This is a genomic window from Corynebacterium sp. HMSC06G04, from assembly GCF_001807365.1.
In the GTDB taxonomy this organism is placed as follows: domain Bacteria; phylum Actinomycetota; class Actinomycetes; order Mycobacteriales; family Mycobacteriaceae; genus Corynebacterium; species Corynebacterium simulans.
Genome location: NZ_KV788621.1, coordinates 14,798 through 28,353 on the forward strand (window position 1 = coordinate 14,798; position 13,556 = coordinate 28,353).

Annotated in this window: 7 protein-coding genes; 5 read left to right on the plus strand and 2 right to left on the minus strand. The window is 61.2% G+C overall.

The features are described from left to right. Window positions 1-45: 45 nt before the first annotated feature. The 4 genes from purB to HMPREF3158_RS09150 all read left to right on the plus strand — a co-directional run bounded on the left by purB (window position 46) and on the right by HMPREF3158_RS09150 (window position 5,310). A complete protein-coding gene (gene purB, locus HMPREF3158_RS09135; RefSeq protein WP_070498255.1) occupies window positions 46-1,485 on the plus strand; it encodes an adenylosuccinate lyase in 1,440 nt (479 codons plus the stop codon). Window positions 1,486-1,506: 21 nt separating this feature from the next. After that, window positions 1,507-2,376, plus strand: coding sequence for a phosphoribosylaminoimidazolesuccinocarboxamide synthase (locus tag HMPREF3158_RS09140; protein ID WP_062037258.1), 870 nt, complete (start codon window positions 1,507-1,509; stop codon window positions 2,374-2,376). A gap of 75 nt (window positions 2,377-2,451) precedes the next feature. Continuing rightward, complete coding sequence (locus HMPREF3158_RS09145) at window positions 2,452-4,575, plus strand: S9 family peptidase (RefSeq protein ID WP_070498258.1); 2,124 nt, start codon at window positions 2,452-2,454, stop codon at window positions 4,573-4,575. 48 nt (window positions 4,576-4,623) lie between these two features. Continuing rightward, on the plus strand, window positions 4,624-5,310 hold the full coding sequence (locus HMPREF3158_RS09150; RefSeq protein ID WP_061924562.1) for a DUF2334 domain-containing protein: 687 nt from the start codon (window positions 4,624-4,626) through the stop codon (window positions 5,308-5,310). Window positions 5,311-5,517: 207 nt separating this feature from the next. On the opposite strand, the gene HMPREF3158_RS09155 is transcribed toward HMPREF3158_RS09150, so the two are convergent. Then, window positions 5,518-8,211: an ExeM/NucH family extracellular endonuclease gene (locus tag HMPREF3158_RS09155; protein WP_062037268.1), complete on the minus strand. Its 2,694-nt coding sequence runs from the start codon at window positions 8,209-8,211 to the stop codon at window positions 5,518-5,520. Window positions 8,212-8,599: 388 nt separating this feature from the next. On the opposite strand from HMPREF3158_RS09155, the gene HMPREF3158_RS09160 reads away from it, so the two are divergent. Continuing rightward, a complete protein-coding gene (locus tag HMPREF3158_RS09160) occupies window positions 8,600-12,280 on the plus strand; it encodes a phosphoribosylformylglycinamidine synthase (protein WP_062037271.1) in 3,681 nt (1,226 codons plus the stop codon). Window positions 12,281-12,505: 225 nt separating this feature from the next. On the opposite strand, the gene HMPREF3158_RS09165 is transcribed toward HMPREF3158_RS09160, so the two are convergent. Beyond that, window positions 12,506-13,543, minus strand: a complete 1,038-nt coding sequence (locus HMPREF3158_RS09165) for an alpha/beta hydrolase (RefSeq protein ID WP_062037277.1) — start codon at window positions 13,541-13,543, stop codon at window positions 12,506-12,508. Window positions 13,544-13,556 lie beyond the last annotated feature (13 nt).

A 13,556-nucleotide genomic window follows, 5' to 3' on the forward strand; every position in this document is an offset into this window, starting at 1 on the left:
CAGCTTGTTACCAAAAGGTACAGGCTGGGCTTTGTACATGGAATAATGTTTCCCGTGGCTGAAAAGAAGAACATTTCCAACGTCCTATCCTCCCGCTATGCCTCCGCAGAGCTTTCCAATATTTGGAGCCCGGAGTACAAGATCATCCTGGAGCGCCAGCTGTGGATCGCCGTCATGCGCGCGCAAAAGGATTTGGGAGTCGATATTCCAGCAGAGGCCATTGCGGCCTACGAGTCCGTGGTTGAGCAGGTGGACCTCGAGTCCATCGCTGCCCGTGAGCGCGTAACGCGCCACGACGTCAAGGCCCGCATCGAGGAGTTCAACGCCCTCGCTGGCTTTGAGCACATCCACAAGGGCATGACCAGCCGTGATCTCACCGAGAACGTTGAGCAGCTGCAGATTCATACCTCGCTGCGCCTCATCCGTGACAAGGCCATCGCGGTCGTCGCGCGCATCGGCAAGCATGCGGCTGCTTACCAATCCCAGGTCATGGCCGGCCGTTCCCACAACGTTGCTGCTCAGGCCACCACCCTGGGCAAACGCTTTGCTTCCGCAGCCGATGAGATGCTGCTGGGCATCGAGCGCGTCGAATCGCTCCTGGCTGCCTATCCGCTGCGCGGCATCAAGGGCCCGATGGGCACCTCCCAGGACATGCTCGACCTGATGGGCGGCTCCGAGGACAAGCTGGCCTCCCTGGAGATTGCGATTGCTGATCACCTGGGCTTCCACCGCATCTTCAACTCCGTTGGTCAGGTTTACCCACGCTCCCTCGATTTCGACGCCGTTTCCGCGCTGGTTGAGCTGGGCGCCGGCCCGTCTTCCTTGGCCACCACCATCCGCTTGATGGCTGGCAATGAGACCGTCACCGAGGGCTTCAAGGAAGGCCAGGTTGGCTCTTCCGCGATGCCACACAAGATGAACGCCCGCTCCTGCGAGCGCGTGTGCGGCTTCCAAGTCATCCTGCGCGGTTACCTCACCATGGTTGCAGATCTCTCCGGCCAGCAGTGGAACGAGGGCGACGTATTCTGCTCCGTGGTTCGCCGCGTTGCGCTTCCTGACGCCTTCTTTGCCCTCGACGGCCAGTTCGAAACCTTCCTGACCGTGCTGGACGAGTTCGGTGCCTTCCCTGCGATGATCGACCGCGAGCTCGAGCGCTACCTGCCGTTCCTGGCCACCACCCGCATCCTGATGGCGGCCGTGCGCGCCGGCGTCGGCCGCGAGACCGCGCACGAGGTCATCAAGGAAAACGCCGTCGCAGTGGCGCTGAACATGCGCGAAAACGGCGGCGATCAGGACTTGGTCGAGCGCCTTGCCGCCGACGAGCGCCTGCCGATGTCCGCGGAGGACCTAGAGGCTGCCCTGGCCGATAAGCACGCCTTCATCGGCGCCGCGGAGTCCCAGGTCAACCAGGTTCTTACCCGCATCAACAACCTGGTCAGCGAGCACCCGAAGGCCGCCGCTTATACCCCAGGCGAGATTCTCTAAAAGCGAATTAGGATAGGACTCATGCGCCCAGAACTTTCTTCTTATAAGCACCTTGCTTCCGGCAAGGTCCGTGACATCTACGACGTCGACGAGAACACTCTGTTGATGGTGGTCTCCGACCGTATCTCGGCCTACGACCACTCCCTGGACCCGGCTATCCCGGACAAGGGGCGTGTTCTGACCGCGACCTCGAAGTTCTTCTTCGACGTCATCGATTTCCCGAATCACCTCGCCGGCCCGCTCGATGACGAGCGCATCCCAGAGGAGGTGCTGGGCCGCGCCATGGTGGTCAAGAAGCTCGACATGCTGCCTTTCGAGTGCGTCGCGCGCGGCTACCTCACCGGTTCCGGCCTAAAGGAATATAAGGAAAGCGGTACCGTTTGCGGCATCGAGCTGCCTGAAGGCCTTACCGAGGCCTCCCGCCTGCCAGAGCCGATCTTTACCCCGGCCACCAAGGCGGAGCAGGGCGAGCATGATGAGAACGTGTCTTTTGACGCGGTCGTCGCCAAGCTGGGCAAAGAGCGCGCGGAAGAGCTGCGCGCTGCCACCCTGCGCATCTACTCCGAGGCCGCCCGCATCGCGGAGGAGAAGGGAATCATCCTGGCCGATACCAAGTTCGAGTTTGGCCTTGATGAGAACGGCACCCTGATTCTGGCCGATGAGGTCCTAACCCCGGATTCCTCCCGCTACTGGCCGGCCGATACGTATGAGGAGGGCAAGGTTCAGCCTTCCTTCGACAAGCAGTACGTGCGCAACTGGCTGACCTCCCCGGAATCCGGCTGGGACCAGGCCTCTGATACCAAGCCGCCGCGCCTGCCTGACGACGTCGTCGAGGCCACCCGTGCGCGCTACGTCGAGGCTTACGAGCGTCTTTCGGGAAACTCCTTCTAAGGCCTAAAGCCTTCGTTACGGTAGGGTTTCGAGAAATCTCACTACAAATAAGCCCCCTAATCTCGCGAGGAGAACATGACTGAATTGACCCCGCCGATTGCCGCAAAACACCCCATCACCCGCGAGTTTCATGGCCGCAGCTTCGTGGATGATTACGAGTGGATGCGGGATAAAGAATCCGCAGAAACGCTCGATTATCTGCGCGCGGAGAATGCTTATACTGAGCAGGAGACGGCGCACCTTAAAGAGCTGACTGAGAACATCTTCCAGGAAGTAAAGTCGCGCGTGAAGGAAACGGACATGTCCGTGCCTTCGCGCAGGGGCCAGTACTGGTATTACGGCCGCTCTGTCGAGGGCAAGAACTATGGCATTAGCTGTCGCGTTCCGGTGGCCGAAGGTGCTGACCCGTGGACCGCTCCCGTTATTCCAGAAGAAGGCGCGCCTGAGGGCGAGGAAATCCTCCTAGATGCCAACGAGCTAGCAGAAGGCACCGAATTCTTCGCGATGGGTGCCTCCACCGTCTCTGACTCCGGCAACCTGCTGGCTTATTCCGTGGATACCGCTGGCGACGAGCGTTTTTCTCTGGTCATCAAGGACTTGCGTACTGGCGAGCTGCTCTCCGACCGCCTCGAAGGCATCTTCTACGGTGCAACCTGGGTGGGCGATGACTACATCTTTTACACCACGGTCGATGATGCCTGGCGCCCAGATACCGTCTGGCGCCACAAGGTGGGAACCGCGCAGTCCGAAGACGTGCAGGTCATGTATGAAGCCGACGAGCACTTTAATATCGGCGTCGGCAGTATTCGCAGCGAGAAGTACCTGTTCATCGTCATCGGCTCGAAGCTGACCTCAGAGACCTGGGTGCTGGATCGTACGGACCCGGAAGGCGAATTCCAGGTTCTGTGGCAGCGCGAAGCAGGTGTTGACTACGACGTCGACTATGCCGAGATCGACGGCCAGGCCTATTGGTTTGTCACCCACAACGCATCAGGCCCGAACTTCACCCTGGCCACCACGCCGCTAGCCGTAGGGGAGGACCTCGCACCGCTCCGCGAGCTCGATGTGCTGATTCCGCATCGCGAGGATGTGCGCCTGGAAGGCGTGGATACCTATCGCGACCAGGTCGTCGTAGGCTACCGCCGCGCCGGCATCGGGCGTGCCGCAATCATGGATGTACGCCATGGTTGGTCCGAATTTAAGGAATTAAACTTCAACGAAGAGCTCTACACCGTGAGCGTTGGCGGCAACCCGGAATGGGATGCATCGGTACTGCGCGTGAGCTACACCTCCTTCATCCAGCCTTCGCAGCTTTTCGATTACCGCGTCGAGACTGGCGAGTACACCTTGCTCAAGGAACAAGAAGTTCCGGGCGGTTACAACAAGGATGACTACGTTGCCTACCGCATGTGGACGCAGGCTTCCGACGGCACGCAGATTCCGGTCTCCATCGTGCACCGCGCCGATCTTGACCGCACCAAAGCTAACCCGACGCTTCTCTACGGATACGGCTCTTATGAGGCCAGCATGGACCCGTACTTCTCCGTCTTCCGTCTGTCCTTGATGGATCGCGGCATGATCTTCGCCATGGCGCACGTCCGCGGCGGCGGCGAGATGGGTCGCACCTGGTACGACGACGGCAAGCTTCTGCAGAAAAAGAACACCTTCAACGACTTCATCGCGGTGGCCGATGATCTCATTGCGCGCGGTGTCACCACCGCAGATCAGATGGTGGCGGAAGGCGGCTCCGCCGGTGGCCTGCTGATGGGCGCGGTGGCAAACATGGCCCCAGACCGCTTCACGGCCATCCAGGCCTCGGTGCCCTTCGTGGACCCGCTGACTTCCATCCTGAAGCCGGAGCTACCGCTAACGGTCATCGAGTGGGAAGAGTGGGGCGACCCGTACCACGACCCAGAGGTCTATGACTACGTGAAGTCCTATGCGCCTTACGAGAACGTCACTGCGCAGAACTACCCGGACATTTTGGCGATTACCTCGCTCAACGACACTCGCGTGCTCTACGTGGAACCGGCGAAGTGGATTGCCAAGCTGCGTGATACCGCAAAGGGCGGGCAGTTCCTGCTCAAGACGGAGATGGTCGCTGGCCACGGTGGCGTTTCTGGACGTTATGACAAGTGGCGCCAGAATGCCTTCGAGTACGCGTGGACCATTAACAAGGCCACGGGGTTGAAAGCTTAGACGCTCCTCGCCGCGCGGACTCGCGGTGGCTGTGCGATAATTGCACTTATGCATGGCCACCTTCTAGTTTCGATTTCTAGCATCTTTTCTGACACGCGGAAGCAAACTAGTAACCTCCTCAAAGAACTAGACCGGGAAGAAATCCCGGTCTCTTTGCTGGTTGCCCCACACATTGATGGCAATTGGCACCTGGCCAAGGATGACAAGACCTTAGGCTTTCTCAAAGAGCAGGAATCCGCGGGTAGGTTGCTTATTCTGAATGGCTTCGACCAAGCGGTGCAAGGTCGTCGCGCTGAGTTCGCTAACCTCGACTCGCACGAGGCCAATCTCCGTTTGAAGGGCGCCACGCGGCAGATGGCCAAGTTGGGCTTCGAGTCGAGCATCTTCGCACCTCCACGCTGGCGTATGTCGCCTGGCACCTTGGAGGTCCTACCGAACTTTGCTTTCGACGTCGCGGTCTCCACGCGTGGCATTCACGAGCTGCGTTCCGGCAAGTTCCACCAGACCCGCAACCTGTCCTTCGGCGAGGGCTTCGGCGCGGCGAAGTGGTGGCGCCGCAACATTATTCGCGCAGCTGAGCGCTCCGCGCTGCGTGGCAACACCGTGCGTCTTTCCATCTCTGGCCGCAACCTTAATGACAGGAAAGTGGTCTCTGACTTCATCAAGGCGGTTGACCGCGCCGCGAGCGCCGGCGCGCAGCCCGCGGACTACGGCGTCTTTTTGACGAAGCGCTAAAAGCCTCCCGCGGAAGTGCACGCCACGCGTGCAAAGCGTGCCCTGAACGCACGCCGAACGCACAAAAGCGTGCACCGAACGCGCAAAAGCGCACAATTTGCCAATTAGACTGCTGAATCCGCGCTAATTCAGGGCATTATATGGCAAATTGTGCGTAAGGGGGAAACGCTCCGGGGAAAGCACCCCGGAGGAGACGCTCCCGGGAGCCTAGAGCTTGAGGAAATCCCGGACCTGCGGTGGCAGGGCGTCGATGAGCTGGGGCGCCAGGAACTTCATCGAACCGCCGAGCAACATTGCGATGCCGGGGACGGCAACCGCAAGGATCAATGCGATGATGCCGCCGGTGCTCGAACCAGAGCTAGAGCCGTTGCTGGAGCTGGAGCCTTTGTTGGTGCCGGGCTTGCTGTCTGGGTTGGTGTCTGGTTCTTCGTCTGGGGTAGCGGCCGCCTCGCCCAGGCTGAAGCCGACCTTGACCGGGTCGTGGTCGGAGGCGCGGAACGGGGAGTCGTCGTAGAAGTCCACGATGTTGTAATTGCGGCGAGAGTACTCAAAGGCCACCGGCTCGTCGGCATTGATGTTCCACACCTGGGCGTCGGTTACCTTGCCAGATGCAACCTCGTTGGCCAGGACGTGGTCGAGAGAACCCAACAGGCCAGAGAACTGGTAAGAGGCATCTGCGTGGAAGTCCTCAGCGGGAACGGTGTAGCCGCTGTCGCGGAAGACATCGATGGCATCGCCGTGGGTATAGGTGTTGAGGTCACCCATCACGAAGGTGGCCTTGTCCTGCCAATCTGGCTGCTTAGCCAGGTGCTCAAGAACGGCTTCGGCCTGTGCCTTGCGCACGTTGGGGTTGTTGCCCTGGCCGTCGCCGGTGTCGGCGTCGCCCTTAACAACGGAACCCTTGGACTTGAAATGGTTGGCCACGGCCACGAAAGTCTCGTCATCCGCGGCGTCGACTGGCGCGAACTCCTGCGCTAGCGGCTCGCGAGCGGTTCCAGTGAAGCGGTCGTCGACGAAGATGCGGGATTCACCAACTGGCATGACGCGTTCCTTTTTATAGATGAACGCGGTGCGGATGACGTCCACGGTGTCCGGCAGCTTCTCCGGGGAGGCCACGTAGGCCCACTTCTCGGAACCAGCGGCCGCGTTGAGCTCGTCTGTCAGGTGCGCCAAGGCTTGGTCACGCTTGGACTTGTCGCCGGTGACGCCGTAGCCGTCTTCGATTTCAGAAAGGGCGATGACGTCGGCATCAAGACCGTTTACGGCCGCGACAATCTTGCGCTGCTGGTTCTCGAAGGCCTCCGCGGTATAAGCACCGCGGGTCGTGCCGCGCTTGACGGTGACCGGGTTGCCGTCCATGTCATCGTAAGAGCTGCCGCCGTATTCCTCGCCAAGGGAGGTGAAGTAGTTCAATACGTTGAAGGCACCAATGGTGTATTCGCCTTCGACGTCGAGTGCGTGCAGTTCCTTTTCGCGGGAGTCTTCCCAGGTAATCGGCAAATCGCTGCCTGCCGTATTGCCCGTTACCGGTGCGGTGGGCTGGTAGCGCCACTGTTCATGGGAGTAACCCACGATGACTGGGTGCTGGAAAGTTACCTGGTCAGTGGTGCGCAAGGATTTGATGGTTTGTGCGTTGTCCTGCGCGATATATGGCAGCGGGGTGGATTGGTCAGACTCGAGGTAGTTTTTCGTACGGCCATCGTCCAGCGTGACCAGCTTGGCGGCGTTGGAAGCGGCAAGTTTCTGTAGGTCGGAGTCTGGGTCAGTCGACGGGTCATAAAGGTCCGACGGCTGGCGGAGTGCCTCCGTGCCCGGCGCCAGGCCTACCTCGCCATACTGGTTGAGCGCGTAGTTGTTGGTCACGGTGTGGGTGCCAGGCAGTACCAGCATGTGCTCGTAGGCCTCACGGGCGACGTCGCCTTCTGGCAGAGTCTCTAGCTCTAGCGCGGTGACTTCTGGCAGGGGAGCATCGAGCTTCTCGACGGCATCTGCGGTTAGCTGGGTGGCATCATAGAACTCCGAGACCTTGCCAGAAACCTGCACGGAATCCCCGAGCTGCGGATAAGCAGACGTTTCCTTGTTACCCATGTAAATAAACAGCGCCGGGGAAGCAGCGGGAGCCTCGCTTCCGGTGCCGCCGGTCTGGATGGTGAAGCCGTTGATGCCGCCCTCGGACCACACGCCAGTGACGACGCCCTTGGTCGTGACGTTCTGGTCTTTAACCGGAGACTGAGCGCCGGTTCCCTGGATTTCTTCGATGCTTAGCTCGCGGCCGGGGTCTGCAGGCTGCGTTGGTTCCTCTGGCTCAGCGGGCGTGGTTGGTTCGTTTCCGGAAGGCGTAGGAGTTGGCGTGCCGACATGGAAATCGGCAGCGTTGTCGTCGGTATCGGTGCCCGCCTCATCGCGAGAGACTGACTCTGCATTGGAGGTGCTTGGGGCAGGGGTGCCTTCTGCCAGCTGGGCGGAACCGTAACCGGCGAGGTCAACCTCGTTGCCGGAGGCGTCGTAAAGCTTGACCGATCCCTTCGAACCGGACAGGTTCAGGGAGGACTCCGCGTCTGGGGTAGGCAGTGGCGTGGAGCCGCCGTTGCCCTGGCCAGCCTGAATCAGGTAGTGCTTGCCAGCCGGAATCGCGCCGCTGAGAGCAGCCTTGCCGCCCGAGTTGCCACCGGCGGAAAAGTACTCGACGGACCAACCATCCAGCGAGACCGCGGCTTCGGTGGGGTTGAAGAGCTCGATGAAGTCGTGGGTAAAGGTCGCACCAGAGTTTCCGCCGCCGCCGTAAACCTCAGAAAGGACCACGGCATCACCTGCGGGGGCTGCATGGGCGGGGACGGTGAGAGTGGAGAAAGTGGAGATGAGCGCGGTCAAAGAAAGCGCGTGGAGAGAACGAGAGCGCATGAGAAACCTTGCAATAGGAGATATATGACCATTTGTTTCTAAGGCACCGCGTCGGGCTTGCCAAGCGTTCATCCCCCAGATGTCTTGGGGGTTTACATGCATGCCCAAAAAGTTTGTCTTGCGGTTCATCGGGTGTTTACGTGGGCTTCGCGGGGCAGGGGCGTGCGAACTGCGCACAATTTGCCAAGCAAGCCCGGAAAATCAGCAAATTTGGGCGCACTATTTGGCAAATTGTGCCCACGCGAGGCGTCGGCGCCAGTAATCCCCCGAACCAAACCACCCCCAACCCGCCGCCCTATAGAATTGGTTTTCGTTCCCCGCGGGAAATACTGTGGGCACTAAGTCGACTACCGAGTTAAAACTTGAGCTGAATGAAACTGGAGGCACGATGGTTCAGCGCGTGTATGTGGAAAATCGCGAGGGCGGGCATGCCGCTGCATTATCGAAGGAGTACGGCGTCAACGTGCGCGTGCTCAATCGCTACGACGTAGAGGGCGCCACCGATTCCGAATTTGCTACCGCGGTCAAGTTGGTTCTTTCAGAACCGCAGGTAGACACTACTTTTCCCACGCTGGACGAGGCTGGAGTTGCAGGCGGGGTTCTCGCCGTTGAACCGCTTCCAGGCCAGTTTGATCAGCGCGCTGATTCCGCGGCACAGTGCATTCAGTTCCTCTTTGAAAAGGAGCGCCCCCGCGTACGCACCGCGGTGGTCTATGCGGTAGATGGTGAGATTCCTGCCGCAATGCGCAAGGATCTGATTAACCCCGTCGAGTCCCGTGAAGCAGCGCTGGAGCTGCCGGAGACTTTGGCATTGCACGTTGATACCCCCGCCGACGTAGAGACCCTTGAGGGTTTCACTGCGCTTTCCGACGCCGCCCTCCCCGAATTCGTCGCATCCCACGGCCTGGCCATGGACGCTGACGACGCCACCTTGATTCGTAACTACTTTGCCTCCGAAGACCGCGAACCCACCATCACCGAGCTCAAGGTGATTGATACCTACTGGTCCGACCACTGCCGCCACACCACCTTCGAGACCGTCCTCGATTCCATTACCTTCAATGAGCCGGCCGTTGAGGCCGCTTACCAGGACTACCTCGCAGCCCGCGAGTCCATCGGCCGCGCTAAGCCGGTGACTTTGATGGACATGGGCACCATCGCTGGTAAGGTGCTGCGTGCCACGGGCAAGCTCGACGCCATGGACGTCTCCGAGGAGATCAACGCCTGCACCGTTCATGTCACCATTACCGTGGATGGCAAGGAAGAGCCGTGGCTGCTGCTGTTTAAGAACGAGACCCACAACCACCCAACCGAAATCGAGCCTTTTGGCGGCGCTGCTACCTGCATCGGTGGCGCAATCCGCGACCCGCTGTCTGGCCGCGGTTATGTCTACGGCGCGATGCGCATCTCCGGCTCCGGTAACCCGCTGGAGACCACCACTCGCGCCGGCAAGCTGCCGCAGAAGACCATTGCCCGCGTGGCAGCTGCCGGAAATTCCTCCTACGGCAACCAGATTGGCTTGGCTACCGGCCTAGTTGATGAGGTCTATCACCCGGGATACGTCGCCAAGCACCTCGAAATGGGTGCGGTAGTGGCGGGCGCACCGGCGGCGAACGTACGTCGCGAAGTTCCGGCGGCGGGTGACCTCGTGGTGCTCGTCGGCGGTGCAACGGGCCGTGACGGTATCGGCGGAGCTACTGGTTCCTCCAAGTCGCACACCGTGGAGTCGCTGACCACCGCGGGCGCGGAGGTGCAGAAGGGTAATGCGCCGGAGGAGCGAAAGCTCCAGCGCCTGTTCCGCAACCCGGAGTTTTCCAAGCTCATCAAGCGCTGTAATGACTTCGGCGCCGGCGGCGTCGCCGTCGCAGTGGGCGAGCTGGCGGATTCGCTGGAGATCAACCTCGATGCGGTCCCGAAGAAGTACGAGGGCCTGAACGGCACCGAGCTGGCTCTGTCCGAGTCCCAGGAGCGCATGGCCACCGTCGTTGAGGCAGGCGACCTCGACAAGCTGATCGCGCTGGCTAACGAGGAGAACCTCAACGCCGTGGTCGTTGCGGAGGTCACTGACTCTGGCCGCATGCGCATGCATTGGCGCGGCAACACCATCGTTGACCTTTCCCGCGAATTCCTAAACACCAACGGCGCCGACAAGCACGTCGACATCGAGGTTGCCCCCGCCGCTGATTGGCGCGGCGCGGCCCGCGAGTGGGCACGCGAGGAAGACTTCTCCGCTTCCTTTATCTCCATGGCGTCCGACCTCAACGTGGCTTCCAAGCAGGGCCTGTCGGAGCGCTTCGACTCCACCGTCGGCGCCGGCACCGTGCTGATGCCTTTCGGCGGTACGCGTCAGGCCACCCCGATCCAGGCCACGGCACACACCCTGCCGGCGCTGGGAGAGACCACCAACTGCTCTGTGATGTCCTGGGGCTATAACCCATACGTCACCGAGGCCAGCCCCTTCCACGGGGCTTACCTCGCGGTGGTGGAGTCGGTGTCCAAGCTGATTGCTACCGGCGCCTCCTTTGATGAGACCTACTTGTCCTTCCAGGAGTACTTCGAGCGCATGGACTCCGCTGCGGCTTGGGGCAAGCCGGCCGCCGCGCTGCTGGGCACCATCAAGGCCCAGCTTGGCCTCGGCGTCGCCGCGATTGGCGGCAAGGACTCCATGTCCGGCACCTTCGAAGAGCTCAGCGTCCCACCGACGGTCATCTCGGTTGCCGTCAGCCACGACGATGCCACTCACATGGTGCCGAACTACTTCAAGGCAGCGGGTCACAAGGTCACGCTCTTCCAGCCGGAGATCGCTGGCGCAGAGGATACTGCGCTGGCCGGCCTGCCCACCCCAGATTCCCTGGTTGCCAACTTCCGCACCGTGACGGAGCTGCTGCGCTCCGGCAAGGTCATCTCCGCTTACACCCCGGGCTTCGGCGGCCCTGCCGAGTCCGTGCTGAAGATGGGCTTGGGCGAGGGCATCGGCTTCGCCTTTACTGACGACGCCCCGCTCTACGACTATGCCTACGGCGCCTTCGTCCTGGAGTGGGCAGACGGCGAGGAGCCAACCGCGGGCTCGGTTATTGGTGAGACCGCCGAGGGCGGCTTCACCTACCGCGGCACCGAGGTTTCCTTTGCCGACGCTGAGGCCGCCTACCTGGGCACTCTCGAAGAGATCTACCCGAGCTTCATTGAGCAGACTGGTTCGGTCTCCCTGGCAGACGCCACTTCTTCGGTCTCCGGATCTGAGGCGCCGACCATCACCCCGACCCACGGTGGCGCCAAGGCTTCCGCTCTCATCCCGGTCTTCCCGGGTACCAACTGCGAGTACGACTCCGCCCGCGCGCTGCGTCGCGCTGGCATCGAGCCGGAGATCCTCGTGGTGCGCAACCGCACCCCGGAAGACATCGCTGAGTCCGTCGACCGCATGGCCGCGGCTTTGGATCGCTCCCAGATGCTCTTCCTGCCGGGCGGCTTCTCTGGCGGCGACGAGCCGGACGGTTCCGCGAAGTTCATCACGTCCTTCCTGCGTAACCCGTCGCTTACCGCGGGTGTGCAGGGGCTTCTCGACGAGCGCGGTGGCCTGGTCCTCGGCATCTGCAATGGCTTCCAGGCGCTGATCAAGCTGGGCTTGGTGCCGTTCGGCAAGATTACTGAGCCGGGCACTGAGACCCCGACGCTAACCTTCAACACGATTGGTCGCCACCAGTCGCGTATTTCGCGTGTGCGCGTGGTCAATAACGCATCGCCGTGGCTGTCCAAGATTAACGAGGGTGATGTCTTCACCGTCCCGATTTCTCACGGCGAAGGCCGCATCACCGCTGGTGAGTCCGAATGGGAGCGTCTAAAGGCAGCTGCCGTTACCCAGTACGTCGACGTTGCAGGCAACCCGCTGATGGATATCTCCGTTAACCCGAACGGTGGCCTCTTCGCCCTTGAGGGCATCATGTCCGAGGACGGCCGCGTCCTGGGCAAGATGGGCCACTCTGAACGCATCTCGGCATCTACCTACAAGAACGTGCCGGGCGAGTACGATATGAAGCTCTTCGAGTCTGCAGCAGAGTACTTCCGCAAGTAGTTCCGAGCCCGGCTGGTTGGGTCCCCCTGGTTGGGTCTCATTCCTTGGCTCCCTTTGCTAGCAAAGGGAGCCTTTTTTACCCCAAAACACAAAACTCCACTCGCAATAGGACCCAACCAATGGGACCCAAAGACGGGGACCCAAAGACGGGGACCCAACCGGGGTGGAAGCCTCAGAGCGAATGGAGTTCGTGATGCCCAGGAGAAATCGCGTGAGCGCCGCGACTTAAGCGCCGATTGCGCGCGCGATGGTCTGCGCCCAGCTGACCTTCATCTCGTGTGTAAAGAGCCCGAAGGAGTGCGAACCCTGCTCGCTGTAGTAGCGGTTAACGTTCACGCCGGCGCGGCGCGCGTTGTGCGTGAAGGTCTCGGTGCACTGGTTGGCAACCACCTCAACTGCACGCGGGCCAACGCTGGTCACCGGGTTGATGTTGTTGCCGTCAATTGGACCCGGGTTGCCGGATGCAGAAGCCACGAAGACATCTACACCGCGCAGGCGACCCGGATTGAAGTTCGGGTCATGGTCCGCCCACTGCGGCGAGCCCGGCAGACCCCACGCGTTGAAAGAGGAGCCGCCTCCGTAAGCCATCATTGCCGTCGAGGTCAGAACGCCCGTCGGATCAGAGCGCACTGGGCAGCCAGAGTAGGAAGCGGCCGCCTTGAAACGCTGTGGCGCATGCGCCGCGATATCGAGCGCCGCCGCACCGGTGGAGGAGAGGCCGCCGATGGCATCGCGGCCGGTGCCGTGGAATTCGGCGTCGATAAGCGGCGGAAGCTCCTGGGTCATGTAAGTGTTCCACTTGTTTACGCCCAGGATTGGGTCGGCCTGGTTCCAGTCCGTGTACAGCGAGTATGGGCCGCCAAGCGGCATGACTACGTTGACGTTTTTATCCGCGAACCATGGTCCGACGTCGGTATGCGTCATCCAGTTCATGCCCTCCTGGCCGCCCTGGATGCCAGGCAGGAGATAGAAGCTCGGGCGCGGTTGGTCGCCGCCCGGCAGCAGCACGTTGTTGGTGATGATTTCGCGGTTGGCAGGAGACCATACGTCGACGACCCAGTGGTTGCCGTTGATGTGGCGTTTGCCCACGATCTTGGCCTGGTCACCCAGCCAAGGCTGCGGGTTGGTCACGCGCGAGGAGACCTTCTCTAAGTGGCTCGACTGAGCCATGGCAGGGGTGGTGGTTGAGCCGATCGTCAACGCGAGGACGCCGGCGGCAGCGACGGACTTGAGCAGGGTTCCAATGGAGCGTGAGGAAGTCATAGTGGGAGCAAGT